Source organism: Sphingomonas albertensis (genome assembly GCF_014358075.1).
Lineage (GTDB): Bacteria > Pseudomonadota > Alphaproteobacteria > Sphingomonadales > Sphingomonadaceae > Sphingomonas > Sphingomonas albertensis.
In genome coordinates, this window is record NZ_JACONT010000005.1 from 122,735 (window position 1) to 140,868 (window position 18,134).

At 66.6% G+C, this 18,134-nt stretch carries 17 protein-coding genes; 11 read left to right on the forward strand and 6 right to left on the reverse strand.

What is annotated here, in order from left to right:
* Positions 1-3 precede the first annotated feature (3 nt).
* From H8S47_RS04150 to H8S47_RS04170, 5 genes are all read right to left on the reverse strand, one after another.
* Complete coding sequence (locus H8S47_RS04150) at positions 4-2,466, reverse strand: TonB-dependent receptor (protein ID WP_187502655.1); 2,463 nt, start codon at positions 2,464-2,466, stop codon at positions 4-6.
* A 73-nt stretch (positions 2,467-2,539) separates the two neighbouring features.
* The gene (locus tag H8S47_RS04155; protein WP_187502656.1) at positions 2,540-2,782 is read right to left on the reverse strand and encodes a ribbon-helix-helix domain-containing protein; all 243 of its coding nucleotides are present in this window, start codon (positions 2,780-2,782) and stop codon (positions 2,540-2,542) included.
* 16 nt (positions 2,783-2,798) lie between these two features.
* Positions 2,799-4,622 carry a cobaltochelatase subunit CobT gene (cobT, locus tag H8S47_RS04160; protein WP_187502657.1) on the reverse strand — a complete coding sequence of 608 codons (1,824 nt, stop codon included), beginning with the start codon at positions 4,620-4,622 and terminating at the stop codon, positions 2,799-2,801.
* 4 nt (positions 4,623-4,626) lie between these two features.
* The gene (gene cobS / locus H8S47_RS04165; RefSeq protein WP_056052421.1) at positions 4,627-5,631 is read right to left on the reverse strand and encodes a cobaltochelatase subunit CobS; all 1,005 of its coding nucleotides are present in this window, start codon (positions 5,629-5,631) and stop codon (positions 4,627-4,629) included.
* Between the two features lie 312 nt (positions 5,632-5,943).
* On the reverse strand, positions 5,944-6,468 hold the full coding sequence (locus H8S47_RS04170; RefSeq protein WP_187502658.1) for a J domain-containing protein: 525 nt from the start codon (positions 6,466-6,468) through the stop codon (positions 5,944-5,946).
* A 123-nt stretch (positions 6,469-6,591) separates the two neighbouring features.
* Between H8S47_RS04170 and H8S47_RS04175 the strand changes: the two genes are divergently transcribed.
* From H8S47_RS04175 to H8S47_RS04200, 6 genes are all read left to right on the forward strand, one after another.
* Entirely contained in the window at positions 6,592-6,879 is a 288-nt protein-coding gene (locus H8S47_RS04175; RefSeq protein ID WP_187502659.1) for a BolA family protein, read from the forward strand.
* Positions 6,879-7,586 carry a glutathione S-transferase gene (locus tag H8S47_RS04180; protein ID WP_187502660.1) on the forward strand — a complete coding sequence of 236 codons (708 nt, stop codon included), beginning with the start codon at positions 6,879-6,881 and terminating at the stop codon, positions 7,584-7,586. Before H8S47_RS04175 ends, H8S47_RS04180 begins: the two co-directional genes overlap by 1 nt.
* A gap of 140 nt (positions 7,587-7,726) precedes the next feature.
* Positions 7,727-8,176, forward strand: coding sequence for an NUDIX hydrolase (locus tag H8S47_RS04185; protein ID WP_187502661.1), 450 nt, complete (start codon positions 7,727-7,729; stop codon positions 8,174-8,176).
* 4 nt (positions 8,177-8,180) lie between these two features.
* Entirely contained in the window at positions 8,181-9,080 is a 900-nt protein-coding gene (locus H8S47_RS04190; protein WP_187502662.1) for a pirin family protein, read from the forward strand.
* Between the two features lie 236 nt (positions 9,081-9,316).
* Positions 9,317-10,189, forward strand: a complete 873-nt coding sequence (locus tag H8S47_RS04195) for an alpha/beta fold hydrolase (protein WP_187502663.1) — start codon at positions 9,317-9,319, stop codon at positions 10,187-10,189.
* Positions 10,190-10,367: 178 nt separating this feature from the next.
* Positions 10,368-10,847, forward strand: coding sequence for an RcnB family protein (locus H8S47_RS04200; RefSeq protein ID WP_187502664.1), 480 nt, complete (start codon positions 10,368-10,370; stop codon positions 10,845-10,847).
* 39 nt (positions 10,848-10,886) lie between these two features.
* On the opposite strand, the gene H8S47_RS04205 is transcribed toward H8S47_RS04200, so the two are convergent.
* Complete coding sequence (locus H8S47_RS04205) at positions 10,887-11,987, reverse strand: DUF2332 domain-containing protein (RefSeq protein ID WP_187502665.1); 1,101 nt, start codon at positions 11,985-11,987, stop codon at positions 10,887-10,889.
* Positions 11,988-12,033: 46 nt separating this feature from the next.
* Here H8S47_RS04205 and hisG point away from each other — a divergent pair, with 46 nt between their 5' ends.
* The 5 genes from hisG (at position 12,034) to H8S47_RS04230 (ending at position 18,084) form a co-directional block, all read left to right on the forward strand.
* Positions 12,034-12,714: an ATP phosphoribosyltransferase gene (gene hisG, locus H8S47_RS04210; protein WP_328805419.1), complete on the forward strand. Its 681-nt coding sequence runs from the start codon at positions 12,034-12,036 to the stop codon at positions 12,712-12,714.
* Positions 12,715-12,847: 133 nt separating this feature from the next.
* Positions 12,848-14,143 carry a histidinol dehydrogenase gene (hisD, locus tag H8S47_RS04215; protein ID WP_187502667.1) on the forward strand — a complete coding sequence of 432 codons (1,296 nt, stop codon included), beginning with the start codon at positions 12,848-12,850 and terminating at the stop codon, positions 14,141-14,143.
* Positions 14,144-14,371: 228 nt separating this feature from the next.
* On the forward strand, positions 14,372-14,827 hold the full coding sequence (gene nusB / locus H8S47_RS04220) for a transcription antitermination factor NusB (protein ID WP_187502668.1): 456 nt from the start codon (positions 14,372-14,374) through the stop codon (positions 14,825-14,827).
* Positions 14,828-14,942: 115 nt separating this feature from the next.
* Entirely contained in the window at positions 14,943-15,836 is an 894-nt protein-coding gene (gene thiL, locus H8S47_RS04225) for a thiamine-phosphate kinase (protein WP_187502669.1), read from the forward strand.
* A 91-nt stretch (positions 15,837-15,927) separates the two neighbouring features.
* Entirely contained in the window at positions 15,928-18,084 is a 2,157-nt protein-coding gene (locus H8S47_RS04230) for a sodium-translocating pyrophosphatase (protein ID WP_187502670.1), read from the forward strand.
* The last annotated feature ends 50 nt before the right edge of the window (positions 18,085-18,134 follow it).

The following is an 18,134-nucleotide window of genomic DNA, read 5'->3' on the forward strand; positions in this document are numbered from 1 at the left end:
TCCTCAGAAACGCAGGTTCACCGTGCCGAACACCGTACGGCCGGCAGCGATCGACGCAAAGTGGCTGGTATAGGTCTGCGAGAAATAGGTCTTGTTCGTGACGTTCTGCGCGTTGACGCTGAGATCGATATTGTCGGTCAGCTTGTAGCTCGCACGCGCATCGAAGCGCCAGTAATCGGGGATGCTGCGCGTCAGCACCTTGGTCGCAGCGTTGACCGTGACAACCCCGGCGGCGTTCTGCGTCGCGGTACGATTGTCCGCGTAACCACCAATCTGCTCGTCCATATACAGCGCCGTGCCACCGATCTGGAGCCGCTTCGTCACGGTGACGTTGGTGGTCGCGGTGAAGCTGTTCCTGGCAGTCTGCGGGACCTGCTTGCCGGTGTTGACCGACACGACGCCGATCGTCCGCGCTGGCTGGAGGCCGGGGAGCGCGGCGGCGGTCAGCGTCGTAAAGCCGCCGTCGATGATCTTCGGATCGAGATGCGTGAACCCGCCGAACACCGTCCAGCCGGGCAGAATGGTGCCGCTGACGTTGAACTCGAAACCGCGGATCCGCGTCTCGCCGATGAACGATGCGGTATTATTGTCGTCGAGCACGCGCGCGTTGGAAATTTCGGTCTGGAACGCTGCCGCGCCGAGCTGGAGCTTCTCGCCGAACAGACTCGCCTTGGCGCCGACCTCGTACGACTTGGTCTTTTGCGGCTTCAGCAGGTTGAGCGTTGCCGCCGTGATCGCATTGTCCTCACGTCCTTCGCCGAGCAGGCTGTTGGGCGGCGTCGCGGCGGTCGCATAGCTCGCATACAGGCTGGTCTCCGACGTCGGCTTGAACACGAGGCCGGCCTGCCAGTTAAACAGATTGTCGACGCGGTTGACCTTGGTCTGCGTCGCGCCCGGCAGCGTGATGGTGGATTCGAACCGGTCGTACCGTGCGCCCAGGTTCAGGATCAGCGACGGCATCAGCGTGATCGAATCGAACGCGTAGACCGCCTTGGTATTCGCGTCGTTCTGCGTTTCGGTCGAGGGCGCGCCCTTCACGATCGGCGTCTGCGTGGTCGAGGTGTCGCTCGTGTAGTTGACCCACGGCGCATACGGGTTCGGATCGAACAGGCTGGTGCAATAGGAGCGCGCGATCGTCGCGGTGTTGCAGCGCGGCGAGATCGTCGATCCGTTCGCCGACACGAACGTACCGCGGCGGGTCTTTTCCCACGAGATTTCGGTGCCGAGCGAGAAACTGTGCTCGATCCCGCCGGTGTTGAACTTGCCGTACAGGTCGGTCTGGTCGACGATGCTCTCGCTATAACCGTAGCGCGTGTTGCCGCGCGTCCAGACATAGCCGCCGGTCGTCACGTTCGCGCCGGTGTTGGTCGCGGTGGTGCCATAGACATTGCCCTGGCTGTCGTCGGGCAGCGTGAAGATGTAGCTCTGGTCGCTGTGCGTGTAGCGCGCGGTGTTGCGCAGCGTGATGCCGCCGAAATCATGCTCGACGCGCAACGTCGCCTGGTTGGTGGTCGCATCGCGGAAATCGCGGTTGGCCAAACCGTAGAAGTTCTTGCGCGAGACGTAGCCGGTCTGGCCGCCCGCCGTCGTCACGGTGCCGAGCGCGGGCTGGGTCGTGACGTTGCCGGTGCCGGGATGATTGGCGATCGTGTAGAGATACGGGATGCCGCTGTCGGGCAGTTCCTCGCTCTCCATGTGATAGAAGCTCGCGGTCAACCGGGTCGGCGTGCCGAGCCCGACTGCGAACGACGGTGCGATGCCCCAGCGCTTCTGCCAGATCGCATCGCGGCCGGCGACGTCCTGGTCATGCCACATCCCCTCGATCCGGAACGCGGCGGTCTCGGAGACCTTGAGGTTCACGTCGCCGGTGACGCGCTTGTAGTCCGCCTCGCCATAGCTGGCGCTCGCCGAGCCGAAATTCTCGAGCTGCGGCAGGCGCGACAGGATGTTGATCGTGCCGCCGGCGGAGCCGCGTCCGCCGAGCGTCGAATCCGAGCCGCGGACGATCTGGACCGAATCCACCGCGAACACCTCGCGCGTCTGCGAGGCGAGATCGCGGACGCCGTCGACGAAGATGCTGCCCTGGCTGTCGAAACCACGGATGAAGGGACGATCGCCGATCGGATTGCCGCCCTCGGCCGCGCCGAAGGTGATGCCGGGCACGGTGCGCAGCGCGTCGGCGAGGCTGTTCGATCCGGTCTGTTCGATCACTTCCTTGGGAAGGACGATCACCGAGCGCGGCGTGTTGACCAGCGGCGCGACCTGCTTGGGTCCGGAATCGCGCTCGCGCTGACCATTGACCAGGATTTCATCGCGTTGCTGCTCGTCGGTTACCGGGGCTGCGGCCTTGTCGGCTTCGGCGGCATAGGCCGGCGCGGTGGCGAACGCGCCGACGCATGACAGGGCAAGAAACGCGGGTACGGAAGACGAACGCGGCAATGATGCGCGCGGCGAAGATAGCGACATGGACAAACCCCTTTGCTCTGAGGGGCTCGCTATTGAGAGTCGTTCGCACTGTCAACGCTAATGCGAGTAGTTCTCAATGGAGATTGTCGAATAGCCATGTTCTCAATGCGCTAGCGAGGTTGGGTGGATCGTCCGCCACGATGCGGATCGCGTCGATCTCGGCGACGAGCGCGGACAGCGGCAGGGCGAGACGTACCGCCGCGGCTTCGAGCGCCTGCCAGAAGACGGGTTCGAGGCTGATCGAGGTCTGGTGGCCGGCGATCGTGATCGAGCGTTTGACGGGCCCGTGGAACCCGCCGGCGGGCGCAGCGATCACGTCGCCCGCCTGCTGGTCACTCGGTATCGAACAGCGAGGCCAGCTGTTCGATGATCGTCCCGCCGAGCTGCTCGACGTCCATGATCGTCACGGCACGCGCGTAATAGCGGGTGACGTCGTGGCCGATGCCGATCGCGACCAGCTCGACCGGCGACTTGCTCTCGATCCAGCCGATCACCTGCCGCAAATGGCGTTCCAGATAGGAACCCGAGTTCACGCTGAGCGTCGAATCGTCGACCGGCGCGCCATCGCTGATCACCATCAGGATGCGGCGTTCCTCGGGCCGCGCGACGAGGCGCGCATGCGCCCACATCAGCGCCTCGCCGTCGATATTCTCCTTGAGCAACCCCTCGCGCATCATCAGCCCGAGCGAGTTGCGTGCGCGGCGCCACGGTTCGTCGGCGCGCTTGTAGACGATGTGGCGGATGTCGTTGAGCCGCCCCGGCTGCGGCGGACGCCCGGCGGCCAGCCACGTCTCGCGGCTCTGCCCGCCCTTCCAGGCGCGCGTGGTGAAGCCGAGGATCTCGGTCTTCACCCCGCACCGCTCCAGCGTGCGCGCGAGAATGTCCGCGCTGATCGCCGCGATCGAGATCGGCCGCCCGCGCATCGAGCCGGAATTGTCGATCAGCAGCGTCACCACGGTGTCACGGAAGTCGGTTTCGCGCTCGGCCTTGTAGCTGAGCGACAGCGTCGGGTTGACGATCACGCGCGCCAGCCGCGCCGCGTCGAGGATGCCCTCCTCCTGGTCGAAATCCCACGACCGCGACTGCTGCGCCATCAACCGTCGCTGAAGCCGGTTGGCGAGCTTCGACACGGTCGATTGCAGATGCACGAGTTGCTGGTCGAGATAGCCACGCAACCGCGCCAGTTCGTCGGCGTCGCACAGCTCGGTGGCGGCGATCACTTCGTCGAATTGTGTCGTCCACGGCTTGTAGTCGAACGCGCCGCCCATGTCCGCGAACGGACGGTTCGGGCGGACCGGCTGCATGCCCTCCTCGCCGTCGTCGCCGGGCTCGCCGTCGATGTCGTCCATCGACTCGTCGCTCTGCTCCTGGCCGTCGCTTTCCTCGTTCTGCTGCTCGGCCTGTTCGCCGCGCGCCTCGACTTCGCCCTGGCCGTCCTCGCCCTGGTCGTCGCCTTCGTCGCCCTCGTCCTGCTGCTGCTCGTCGGTGCCCTCGTCCTCGGAGCCGCCCTCGTCGCTTTCCTCGGGGACCTGATCGCCTTCGACCAGCTCCAGCTCCTGCAACATTTTCCGCGCTAGACCCTGGAACGCCTTCTGGTCGTCGAGCGCATAGGCCAGCGCGTCGAGATCGGTCTTGCTCTCGATCCACTCACGCACCAGCGCGAGGCCGGGCGCGGCGATCGCGGGGGATTCCTGCCCGGTCAGCCGCTCGCGGACCATCAGGCCAAGCGCGGTCGACAGCGGCACTTCGTCTCGGTTGCGCGCACGCGTGATCGGGTCAGCGCGGAGGCGCACATCGAGCGCACTGTTCAGATTGTCGGAAATACCCAGATAGCCGCGCCCACCGAGCGCCTCGACGCGCGCGTTCTCTACCGAATCGAACACCGCGCGCGCGACCGCCTCAATCGGCGCTGCCCGGTTGTGCAACGCGATGTCGTGATGCTTCAATCGTAGTGCGAACCCGTCGGCAAACCCGCGCGCTTCCGCCACCTGCTCGGCCGGCAGCGCCCGCGCGGGCATCGGCACCTTGATATGCTTGCCCGACTGGGTCGGCGCATCCGCGGTGAAGGCGAGTTCGACCTCCGGCTCCTCCGCGATCGCACGCGCGGTGCCGGCAAGAACCGCCTTGAAGCGATCGAGAGGGGTTTCGTTGGCCAAAGGTTTAGGCCTTGCCCACCACGCTCTCGGGAAGATCCTTGCCGAACACGCGCTGGTAATATTCGGCGACCAGCGGCCGTTCCGCCTCGTCGCACTTGTTGAGGAACGACAGGCGGAACGCAAAGCCGACGTCGCCGAAGATCAGCGCGTTCTGGGCCCAGGTGATCACCGTGCGCGGGCTCATGACGGTAGAGATGTCGCCGTTGACGAAGCCCTTGCGCGTCATGTCGGCAACGCGGACCATGTTCTCGACGGTCTTCTTGCCCTCGGGCTTGTCGTATTCGCCGGACTTGGCGAGCACGATCTGCGCCTCGACCTTGGCGGGCAGGTAGTTGAGCGTGACGACGATGTTCCAGCGGTCCATCTGGCCCTGGTTGATCTGCTGCGTGCCGTGATACAGCCCGCTCGTATCGCCGAGGCCGACCGTGTTGGCGGTCGCGAACAGGCGGAACCACGGGTTCGGGCGGATCACGCGGTTCTGGTCGAGCAGCGTCAGCTTGCCCTCGGTCTCCAACACGCGCTGGATCACGAACATCACGTCGGGGCGGCCGGCGTCATACTCGTCGAACACGAGCGCGGTCGGCGTCTGGAGCGCCCAGGGGAGCAGGCCTTCGCGGAACTCGGTAATCTGTTGGCCGTCCTTCAGGACAATCGCGTCGCGGCCGATCAGGTCGATACGGCTGATATGCGCATCGAGGTTGATGCGGATGCACGGCCATTTCAGGCGCGCCGCGACCTGCTCGATATGCGTGGACTTGCCGGTGCCGTGATAGCCCTGGACCATCACGCGGCGATTATGCGCAAAGCCCGCCAGCACGGCGAGCGTCGTGTCCGCATCGAAGACGTACGCCGGATCGAGATCGGGCACGCGCTCGTCGGCTTCGGAAAACGCCGGCACTTCCATGTCGGAATCGATCCCGAACATCTCGCGCACCTTCACCATGCGGTCGGGTGCGTCGAGGATCGTGGTCTCGCGGCTGTCGGGCTGGGTATTCGGGATATCGGTCATGTTGGCCTCGTGTTCCCGGTAGCTCTAGGCCAAGCGCGGGCTGTTACTCAACCGCCGCTGTACGATTGGTCGGGCGATTGACCGGAAGAGTTAGACGAACCGCCGGGATAGCAGCGGGTTCCGGATCGAGCGGCGTGAAATATCGATCAGAGTAAGCATGCATAATAGCGTCCGACCGCCATCCTAGCGAACGCCCTAAGCCCACGATCGTCATCCCAGCGAACGCTGGGATCCAGAGCCACGATCGAATCCCTACTTGGCTCTGGATCCTGGGTCGAGCCCAGGATGACGGAAGGGTGTCGGGCGGAGCAGTTACGCGAACGCGGCGGCGCCTTTCAGATGCTGGTAGGCCGCGATCACCTTCTGCAGTTCCGATTCATGCGCACGGTCACCGCCGTTGCGATCGGGGTGATAGCGGCGGACGAGTTCGCTGTAGCGTTTGCGCAGTTGCGTGCGGTCGGTATCGGTGCCGAGCCCGAGCACACGCAGCGAGCGGCGCTCGCCATCGGACAGCACGCGGCCGCCTTTCCGCGCCGCCGCCATCCGCTCGCCAAACCTTGCACCGATCGCATCGATCGGATCGGCGAAGTCGGCCCATTTGGGTGGCGTGTCGCCGCCGCCATGCGCGAACGCGCGCGTCTCGCGCTCCCAGCCCGCCATCGGCCGCTGCGCATGATGGATCTCGTCCGCGGTCATGCCGTCGAAGAAATTATAGCCGGAGTTGAACGCGCGGACATGCTCGAGGCAGAACCAGCGGAATTGCGGCGGGCCGCCGTCGCTCGGGCCTTCCAGCGGTGGCGCGCGGAATTCACCGGGTTCCTCGCAGTCGCGCCACATGCAGACGCGGCCCGTCCCTTCCACGCGGCCATGAAACCGTGGGCTGGGGCGTTCCTTGCGCTCTTTTCGATCCTCGTCCGCCACCGGCTCCCCGCGCTTTTCAAAACGGGCTATATAGGGTCGATGACAGACCTCGCCACCGGCTCCGTTCAGGACCAGATCACCGCCCGCCTCACCGCGACCCTCGCCCCGACGCACCTGCTCGTCGTCAACGAGAGCGGGCTCCATGCCGGCCACATGGGCGACGACGGCACCGGCGAAACGCATTTCCGCGTCGAGGTAGAAACGCCGGCATTCGAAGGCCTTAATCGCGTCGCGCGCCAACGCCTCGTGAACCAGGCGCTCGCAGACCTGTTGAGCACGAAGATCCACGCGCTCGCCATCAAGGCCCGCGCACCCGGGGAAGTCTGATGGCGTACAAGCTCTGGTACTGGCCCTCCATCCAGGGGCGCGGCGAGTTCGTCCGGCTCGCACTGGAAGGCGCCGAGATCGCCTACGAGGATTGCGCGCGCGGCGTTGGCGAGGACGGCCTGATGGCCGATCTCAACGACCGCACCGGCCGTACGCCGTTCGCGCCGCCCTATCTGGAGCTCGACGGCCTCGTCATCGCGCAGGTCGCCAACATCCTGATGTATCTCGGCGAGCGCCACGGCCTGGCGCCGTCGAACATGGCGGACCGGCTGTGGCTCAACCAGCTCCAGCTGACGATCGCCGACCTCGTCGCGGAGGTCCACAACGTCCACCATCCGGTCGCGATGATGGACTATTACGACGACCAGAAGCCCGAGGCCGCGCGGGCGGCGAAACAGTTCCGCGAGGAGCGCCTGCCGAAATATCTCGGTCATTTCGAGGATGCGGCGCAGGCCAATCCGGGTGACTGGCTGATCGATCACAAGTGGAGCTATGCCGACACCTCGCTGTTCCAGCTGGTCGAGGGGCTGCGGTACATGTTCCCCAAGCGGATGAAGACGCTCGAACCCGACTATCCGAACCTCGTCCGCCTCCACGATCAGGTCGCCGAACTGCCGGGGATCAAGGCGTATCTGAAAAGCGAACGGCGCTTGGCGTTCAACACCGACGGCATCTTCCGCGCCTATCCCGAGCTGGATGCCGAATGAGCCATTATCGATCCTCCCCCGCCAGGGGGAGGTGGATCGCGCAGCGAGACGGAGGGGGCGGTAAGCGGCCAACTATCGTTTCGTGTCCTCCCCCTCCGTCAGGCTATGCCTGCCACCTCCCCCTGGCGGGGGGAGGATCGATGAGCGAGCGCACACCACGCCCGGCCGCGCGCATTCTGCTCGTCGACCGCGAGGGCCGCGTGCTGATGTTCCGCTTCACCCCCGCCGATCGCCCCCCGCTCTGGTGCACGCCGGGCGGCGCAGTCGATCCGGGCGAGAGCTATGCCGCCGCCGCCCGCCGCGAGCTGTGGGAGGAAGTCGGCCTCGACATCGACTGCGGCCCCGAGGTCGCGCAACGCACCATCGATTTCGTGACCTTCGACGGCGTCGAGGTCACCGCCGACGAGCGCTATTTCCGGATCGACGTCGATACCTGCGACGTGAAGGCGGGCAATCTCACCGAACAGGAGAAGCAACTGCTCGTCGGTCACCGCTGGTTTTCCCGAAACGACATCGCGGGCTTCCACGAAACGCTCTATCCAGCAGACCTGGTCGAACTCCTCGACGCCACGGAACCTGCCAAGGGATAACGCCATGCTCGATGATTTCGTCCTCCAGACTATCCTGCCGTCGACGCACGATCTCGGCGGCTTCAAGGTCCACCGCACGCTGCCGAACAAGGAACGGACGATGGTCGGCCCGTTTCTGTTCTTCGACCAGATGGGCCCGGCGCATCTGGAGGTGGGCCAGGGCATCGACGTGCGCCCGCACCCGCATATCAACTTGTCGACGGTGACGTATCTGTTCGACGGCGCGATCGACCACCGCGATTCGCTCGGCACGCAGGCACGGATCGAACCCGGCGCGGTGAACCTGATGACCGCGGGCCACGGCATCGTCCACTCCGAACGCTCGCCCGGCGACGAGCGTGCCGAAGGGCCGAACCTATCGGGGATCCAGACCTGGCTGGCAATGCCCGAGGCGGTCGAGGAGATCGACCCCGCGTTCGAGCATGTCACCAAGGCGCAACTGCCGACGATCGAGGCGCACGGCGCGCGTTCGCGGATCATCATGGGGAGCCTGTGGGGCCAGACCGCGCCGACCACGACCTATTCGGGCACGATCTACGCCGACATCGCGCTCGATCCAGGCGCGAGCGTGCCGATCGATGCGGCGGCGGAGGAGCGCGCGATCTATCTCGCGATGGGCGAAGCGACGCTGGAAGGCGTCTCGCTAGAACCGCAGGTGCTCTACGTCCTGCGCCCCGGTATTGCGGCGACTTTGCGCTCAACTAGCGGCGGCCGGGCGATGCTGTGCGGCGGCGATGCGTTCACGACCCCGCGCCACGTCTGGTGGAACTTCGTCAGCTCGAATCGCGATCGGATCGAGCAGGCGAAACGCGACTGGAATGCGGGCAACTTCCCGAAAGTGCCCGGCGACGAAAAGGAATGGATCGAAATCCCCGCCATCCCGAAGACGGTAAGCTATCCCTGACTCCCCCCCTCCCGCGTGCGGGAGGGGGTAGGGGGTGGGCACGCGCTATCGCCGCCCGCTCCGTTTGAAACTAGCCGCGAGCCCACCCCCGGCCCCTCCCGCATGCGGGAGGGGAGAACCAGCGCCGGCTATCTTGGCTTAGTCCGCTTGCGGGAGGGGTCGGGGGTGGGCATGATCCATGGGCCGCGCGACGGGCAGGCCCTCCCCTGACCCCTCCCGCGAGCGGGAGGGGAATCATGACACTGCAACGCATCGCGTTATCCACGGGCGTCGAACTCGACGTGGCGATCAGCGGCGACCCGGCGAACCCGCCCGTCATCCTGCTCCACGGCTTCCCCGAATCGCACCGCACCTGGCGCGCCATCGCCCCAGACCTCGCGCGCGATCACTACGTCGTCGCCCCCGACCAACGCGGCTTCGCGCGCTCCTCCAAACCCGAGGGCGTCGACAGCTACACCCCCGACAAGATCGTCGCAGACGTGATCGCGCTCGCCGATCACCTGAACATCGACCGCTTCACGTTGGTCGGCCACGACTGGGGCGGCGCGGTCGCGTGGATGGCCGCGCTGCGCCACCCCGAACGCATCGCCAAGCTCGTCATCATCAACGCGCCGCACCCGCTCGTCTTCCAGCGGACAATGTTCGACAACCTCGAACAGCGCGCCGCCAGCCAGTATATCCGCGCCTTCCGCAACCCCGATCTCGAAAAGCACATCGAGTCGATCGGCCTCGAGACCTTTTTCGACACGAGTTTTTCCAAACACGCCGATCTCGCCGCAATGGCCGAGGACAAGGCCGCTTATCTCGACGAATGGGGCCAGCCCGGCGCGATCACCGCGATGCTCAACTGGTACCGGGCGAGCGCGATCGTCGTGCCCGCCATGGACGAAACGCCGCCCCGCCCCGCGTTTCTCGACGCGCCGTTCCCCCCGACCGCGATGCCGGTGCTGGTGATCTGGGGCATGCAGGACAGCGCGCTGCTGCCAAGCCAGCTCGACCTCGCCGCCTATGTCCCCGACCTGGCGATCGAGAAGATCGATGCAGGCCATTTCGTGCCTTGGCAAAAACCCGACGCGGTGATCGCCGCAATGCGCCGCTGGGGAATCTAAGAACCCTCTCGATCCTCCCCCGCCAGGGGGAGGATCGGAAAACTTGCTGGCTGACCCGTACGCTCCGACACGCGCCACCTGTCTGAATCCTGACCACCACATTCTGTGATCGTTCAGCGGCGCGGGCGCAAAACCCCGTTCATGCCGTTGATTCGGCGCCGAACACAGGAGAGCAGTCATGCGTAAGATGATCCTCGCGGCCGTCGCCGCCGCCACCCTCGTCCCCACCTTCGCGACCGCCCAGAGCTACGGCGAAGTCCGCCGCGACCAGCGCGAAATCCGCGAGAGCCAGCGCGACCTCCAGCGCGCACGCCGCTACGGCGACCGCGGCGACATCCGCGAAGCCCGTCAGGAACTGCGCGAAGATCGTCGTGAAGCGCGCGAGGACTGGCGCGACTATCGGCGCACCCACGGCAACGTCTATCGCCGCCCCGCCTATGTCGGCCCGCGCGGCTATCGCTATCGCCCGGTGGCCGTCGGCTACCGCTTCGCGCCCGCCTATTACGGCCGCAACTACTGGATCAACGACTATCAGACGTATCGCCTGCCCCGTCCGGGCTACGGCTATCAGCGCTGGGTCCGCTACGGCCGCGACGTCGTCCTGGTCGACACCCGCTCGGGCCGCGTCGTTCAGGTCAACAACGGCTTCTTCTACTGAGCAAGTCGGTTCGGCCCGGGAGCAATCCCGGGCCGTTTCCTATTCCGCGTCATACGCCCCGCGTCGCATGACGTAATCGCGCGTCTCGTAAGGCGGCGCGAGGCCTTCGACCCAGGCGCCGTGCGCGTGTGTCAACGCGACCAGTTCCATAGGCCGATCGCCCGGCCAGCCGCGGACACGGACCTCATGCCGGTGCAGGTCGCGGTTCGGCTCCATCATCACCCAGCCTAGCCGCCGCTCCGCCGTCGCCCGCGCCCCCGCCGCGTCCATCGCGACGCGGATCCGCTCGCGCGATGCCGCCGACAGATACTGCCACACCACCGAATGCATCAGCACGCGCGTGACCCCCTTGAGCTGCGGCTCGGCCAGTTGCGCCTCGACCCAGTCCGCCGCATCACCTTCGACCAAGTCGACGCCGCCCTTGCGCACCATCGCGATCGCCGTGGCGAGCCGCGTCTGTCGCTCGACCGCATCGACCCAGACATACGCCTCGAGCCGCGCCGCCTCGACCGGATCGGCGACGTCCACCGGCTGGATATCGACGCCGCGCGTCGACTCGATCTCGACCGGAGCGCTCGGCGGCGGAGGCCCCCGCCATTCGGGGCGGATCGTCACTGGCGAGGCGGACGGCCCTACCGCCACGCCACCAAGATCGAACCGATAGCGATCGATCAGCAGGTTCAGCCCCGCGCTCGATCCGATCTCCAGCACTTCGAACCGCGGCCCGTACCGCGCGGCGAGGTGCAATATGCCGGTCATCATGCCCGCCGACCGCGCCGCCTCGTTGGTCTGCGGCGGCCCGTCGAGCCAAGGCAGCAGAGCCGCATCCTGCGCGACGAGCGTGGCTTTCAAGATGGCCGTGACGCGCGCCGGGTCGGTCTCCGCGCCGGAAAACACGGTCGAGAGCGCGGGATCGACGTCCGACCGATGCAGCGCATGCAGCCCGCCGACCAGCCGCAGCGCCAGCGCATCCGCGACCGACTCGCCTGGCCAGTCGAGCGCTCGCCGTCCCGTCTCGCTGTCCCGATCGAGCGCGTCTGCCAGCGCAGTGCAAACCCGCGCGGTGATCGGCGCGTCCATCGCCGCGCAATACTCCGCCTGGATTTCGAACGCCGAGCAACTTGCCTTTACATTTGCCATGCGCAGGTTGTTGCACCCACCATGCCCCCCCCGTAAAGCCCGGCACGTGCCAGATTCTCAGCCCCCCTCCCAGATCATCATCGCCGTTCCCAAGGGACGCATCCTCGCCGAGGCCCTGCCGTTGCTCGCGCGCGCCGGGGTGCATCCCGAAGCGTCGTTCTCTGACGAAAACTCGCGTGCACTGCGGTTTGCGACCAACGACCCGGCGATCTCGCTGATCCGGGTGCGCGCGTTCGACGTCGCCACCTTCGTCGCGCACGGTGCCGCGCAACTTGGCATCGTCGGGTCCGACGTGATCGCCGAGTTCGGCTATTCGGAACTCTATGCGCCGGTCGATCTCGGCATCGGCCATTGCCGCCTGTCGGTCGCCGAGCCCGCCGAGATGGCGGCGCAGGACGATCCGCGCGGCTGGAGCCATGTCCGCGTCGCGACCAAATACCCGCATGTGACGGCGGCGCATTTTGCCAGCCGTGGCGTGCAGGCCGAGTGCGTGAAGCTCAACGGCGCGATGGAACTGGCGCCGACCTTGGGCTTGGCCCCGCGGATAGTCGATCTCGTGTCGTCGGGCCGCACGCTTTTGGAGAACGGCCTGGTCGAGGTCGAGACGATCATGGAAGTCACCAGCCGCCTGGTCGTCAACCGCGCCGCGATGAAGACGCGCAGCCGGGTGGTCCCACTGGTCGAGGCGTTCCGTCGCGCTGTCGAGACGCAGGAGATCGCAGCATGACCGCCACATTCTGCCCCCCTTCCCGCATGCGGGAAGGGGTCGGGGGTTGGGCTCGCGCCATCCTCCAGTGTGACGTCCGCGGTGAACGCGTGCCCACCCCCAGCCCCTCCCGCATGCGGGAGGGGGGCAAATCATGATCCGCCTTTCTACCTCGGACGCGGACTTCGCAGACCGTTTCACCGCGCTGGTCGAAGATCGTCGCGAGTCCGACGCAGGCGTCACGCAGGACGTCGCCGCGATCATCGCTGCCGTCCGTCGCGACGGCGAAACCGCGCTCCGCGACCTGACGCAGAAGCACGACCGCCACGATCTCGAAACCACCGGCTGGCAGATCGACGCCGCAGACTGCAAAGCCGCGTTCGACGCACTCGATCCAGACCTGCGCACCGCGCTCGAACTCGCCGCCACCCGCATCCGCGCCTACCACGAGAAACAGCGCCCGCTCGACAGCGACTCGGTCGACTCAGCAGGCGTGAGGCTCGGCGCGCGCTGGCTCCCTGTAGACGCCGCCGGCATTTACGTCCCCGGCGGACGCGCCGCGTATCCCTCATCGCTGCTGATGAACGCGATCCCCGCCAAGGTCGCGGGCGTCGGCCGCTTGACGATGGTCACGCCGACCCCCGACGGCCAGATCAACCCGCTCGTCCTCGCCGCCGCGCATCTCGCCGGTGTCGACGAAGTGTGGCGCGTCGGTGGCGCACAGGCGGTCGCGGCGCTCGCGTACGGCGCCGGCCGGATCACGCCGGTCGACGTCATCACCGGCCCCGGCAACGCCTGGGTCGCCGAAGCCAAGCGCCAGGTGTACGGCGTCGTCGGCATCGACATGGTCGCAGGCCCGAGCGAAATCGTCGTCGTGGCAGATGCGCTCAACGACCCCGAATGGACCGCCGCCGACCTGCTCAGCCAAGCCGAACATGACCCGTCGACCCAATCGATCCTGTTCACCGACGATGCCGCCTTCGCCGACAAGGTCGCCGCCGCGGTCGATCGCCAGTTGGGCGACCTCGCCACCGAAGCGGTCGCGCGCGTCGCATGGGACAATAACGGCGCGATCATCGTCGTTGGGACGCTGGCGGACGCGATCCCACTGGTCGACCGCCTTGCGGCCGAGCATCTCCAGCTGGCGATCCCCGACCCGCAGGGCTTCTTCGACCGGATCCGCCACGCCGGCTCGGTCTTCCTGGGCCGCTACACGCCGGAAGCGATCGGCGACTATGTCGCCGGCCCCAACCACGTCCTCCCCACGGGTCGCCGGGCGCGCTTTGCCAGCGGGCTGTCGGTGCTCGACTTCATGAAACGCACCAGCTTCCTCGCGCTCGACGAGGCGGCATTGCGCGAACTCGGGCCGGCAACGGTTGCGCTCGCCAATGCCGAAGGGCTCCCCGCCCACGCAAAGTCGGTAGCGCTACGGCTTCGCCTCAACAGTTAGCGTGTTCGCGCAGAGACGCAGAGACGCAGAGACGCAGAGAGCGCGGAGGTGTTGCGCGCGGCGTAGCCGCTACGATCTCCTCAGTGGCTGGTGATGGGAGGCAGCTTTGCGGCGACCGATACACCTCCGCGTTCTCTGCGCCTCTGCGCGAACCCATTCTTCTTCGCCAACCCGCCCGAAACGCAAAGGGCTGACACAAAGCCGCCCCGCGCCTACAGGCAACCGCTTATGACTCGAACCGCCCCCCGCACCAAGGCGCGTGCCGCCGCTCGCCTCGCCGCCGTTCAGGCGACCTATCAGCACGAGATGGAAGGCACCGCGATGCCCGTCCTGCTCAATGAATTCCACCAGCACCGCCTGGGCGCGACGATCGAAGATGTCGAATATGCCGAGGCCGATGTCGATTTCTTCGACGACCTCGTGACCGGTGCGAACGCCCGCGTCGGCGAGATCGACGTGCTGATCGAGGGCAAGCTGGCCAAGGGCTGGACGCTGGCACGCCTCGACAAGCCGATGAAGGCGATCATCCGTGTCGGCACGTATGAACTGCTGGCGCGCAAGGACGTGCCGGTCGCCGCGGTGATCAGCGAATATGTCGACGTGGCGCATGCGTTCTACGACAAGCGGGAATCGGGCTTCGTGAACGGGTTGCTCGACGGGATCGCCAAGGAAGTGCGCGCCTGACGAACTCCCTCTCCCCGCCGGGGAGAGGGTCGGGGTGAGGGGCTGCCAAGCAGTGCGGCGCCTGAAACGGCCCCTCACCCCAGCCCTCTCCCCGGAGGGGAGAGGGAGCAGTAGAGTGACTGAAGCCGAGTTCATTGCTGCCCTTCGCAAGCTCCCGCTTCATCCGGCCGCGCGGGGCCTCAACGACGACACCGCGCTGCTGGACTCTGGCCCGCTCGTCGTCACGACCGACACCCTCGTTGAGGGCGTCCATTTCCTCCAAACCGACCCCGCGCAGGACGTCGCGTGGAAACTGGTCGCGACCAACCTCTCCGATCTCGCCGCCAAGGGCGCGAAGCCCGAGGGTATCCTCCTCAACTACCCGCTCGGCGATGACGCATGGGACCGGGCGTTCCTCGAAGGTCTTGCCGACGTCCTGACCAGTTTCGACACGAGGATCATCGGCGGCGACACCGTCACGCTCCCGCCGAACGCACCGCGGATCCTCACCGTCACCGCATTCGGAAGCGACGCTGCCGCCCCTGCCCGCAACGGCGCGCGAGGAGGCGATGCGCTCTATGTCACCGGCACGATCGGCGACGCAGGCGCGGGACTCGCGATCGCGCTAGGCAAGGACGGTCCGCCGGAGTTGCTCGCGGCCTACCGACGCCCGCAACCCCGTCTGGCGGACGGCCGCATCCTCGCGCCGCACGTCCACGCGATGATGGACGTATCCGATGGCCTGCTTATCGACGCCGCCCGCATGGCGCGCGCCAGCGGCGTTGCGGTCACGATCGACCTTGCCCGCATTCCCCTCTCCGACGCCTACCGCGCCTTCTCGAGCGACCGGCTGGCCGCGGCGACGGTCGGCGACGACTACCAGCTCCTCTTCGCTGCACAGCAAGATTTCGTCACCGACGCGACTCTCGTCGGGACGTTTTCAGCCGGCTCCGGGCTCACGCTCCACGACTCGGGCAAGCCCGTCCCGCTCCCGCCAAGTCTAGGGTATGAGCACGCGCCGCGCGGATAACTTGCGCAATGCCCCTGCACTGATAGGTTCCCCGCATCGGGACTCGGCAAAGTCGGGACCGGAGAGGACCTGAAAAGAGGGATAGCGCCGTATGACGATCGTCTATTTGGCCATGATCTGCGGCGTCATCGCCGTCCTGTACGGCTTCGTCACCAGTCGACAGGTGCTCGCCGCGTCCCCCGGCAACGAGAAGATGCAGGACATCGCCGCCGCTATCCAGGAGGGCGCGAAGGCCTATCTAGGGCGGCAATACACCACGATCGCGATCGTCGGCGTCATCGTCGCGGTGATCCTCCTCTTCACGCTCGGCATGATCTCGACGATCGGCTTCGTCATCGGTGCGGTCCTGTCGGGCGTCGCGGGCTATGTCGGGATGAACATCTCGGTCCGCGCCAATGTGCGCACCGCCGAGGCCGCGCGGACGTCGCTGCAAGCCGGTCTGACGATGGCGTTCCGATCGGGCGCGGTCACCGGCATGCTCGTGGCGGGTCTCGGCCTGCTCGCGATTAGCGCGTTCTTCTGGTATCTCACCGGTCCCGCAGGGCACGCACCCAACGACCGGATCATCGTCGAGGCGCTCACAGCCCTCGCATTCGGCGCGTCGCTGATCTCGATCTTCGCGCGATTGGGCGGCGGCATCTTCACCAAGGCGGCGGACGTCGGCGCGGATCTGGTCGGCAAGGTCGAGGCCGGCATCCCCGAGGACGACCCCCGCAACCCGGCCGTGATCGCGGACAATGTCGGCGACAATGTCGGCGATTGCGCGGGCATGGCCGCCGATCTGTTCGAAACCTATGTCGTCACATTGGGCGTGACGATGATCTCGATTGCGCTGCTGATCCAGGCGAGCGGCGCCGAGCTCATGCGGCTGATGACCCTCCCGTTGCTCGTCGGCGGGGTGTGCATCGTCACCTCGATCATCGGCACGTACATGGTCCGGCTCGGCAAGGGCTCGATCATGGGCGCGCTCTATAAGGGCTTCTTCACCTCGACGGTCCTGTCGATCCCGGCGATCTACCTCGCCACGCAATATGTGCTCGGCGACCTCCACCGCGTGATCGGCGGTGCCGGCTTCCTTGATCCCGCCACCGACGACCTGACCACGCAGGCCGCACCGTCGCTGACGCAGAGCTTTACCGGCATGGACCTGTTCTGGTCGATGATGATCGGGCTGGTCGTCACCGGGCTGATCGTGTGGATCACCGAATATTACACCGGCACCAACCACCGCCCGGTCCAGTCGATCGCCAAGGCGTCCGAGACCGGCCACGGCACCAACGTCATCCAGGGCCTGGCGATCAGTCTCGAATCGACCGCGCTGCCGACGCTCGTGATCGTCGTCGCGGTGATCGTCGCGTACCAGCTCGCCGGGATCATCGGCATCGCCTTTGCCGCCACCGCGATGCTCGCGCAGGCCGGGATGGTCGTCGCGCTCGATGCGTATGGCCCGGTGACCGACAATGCTGGCGGGATCGCCGAGATGGCCGGCCTGCCCGACGACGTTCGCCAGCGCACCGATGCGCTCGATGCGGTCGGCAACACCACCAAGGCGGTCACCAAGGGCTATGCGATCGGCTCGGCGGGGTTGGCCGCGCTCGTGCTGTTCGGCGCGTACACCACCGATCTCGCGACCTATTTCCCCGACGTCACGGTCGATTTCAGCCTCTCCAATCCGTACGTCATCGTCGGCCTGCTGCTCGGCGCGCTGCTCCCGTATCTGTTCGGCGCGTTCGGCATGACCGCGGTCGGTCGCGCGGCCGGCGCGGTCGTCGAGGAAGTCCGCGAGCAGTTCCGCAACAATCCCGGCATCATGCTCGGCACCAGTCGCCCGAACTATGCGCGCACGGTCGACCTCGTCACCAAGGCCGCGATCCGCGAGATGATCGTGCCCTCGCTGCTGCCGGTGCTGTCGCCGCTCGCCGTGTATTTCATCATCACCGCGGTCGCCGGCCAGGCCGCCGGTTTCGCTGCACTCGGCGCGATGCTGCTCGGCGTGATCGTCTCCGGGCTGTTCGTCGCGATCTCGATGACGAGCGGCGGCGGCGCTTGGGACAATGCGAAGAAATACATCGAGGACGGCCATCACGGCGGCAAGGGATCCGAGGCGCACAAGGCTGCGATCACCGGCGACACGGTCGGCGATCCCTACAAGGACACCGCGGGCCCCGCGGTGAATCCGATGATCAAGATCACCAACATCGTCGCATTGCTGTTGCTCGCCGCGTTGGCAGGCAGCGGCGTAGGGTAACCGCAGGGAAACGATCCGTGGGGCCCCGCCCCGAAAGGGCAAGGGGCGGC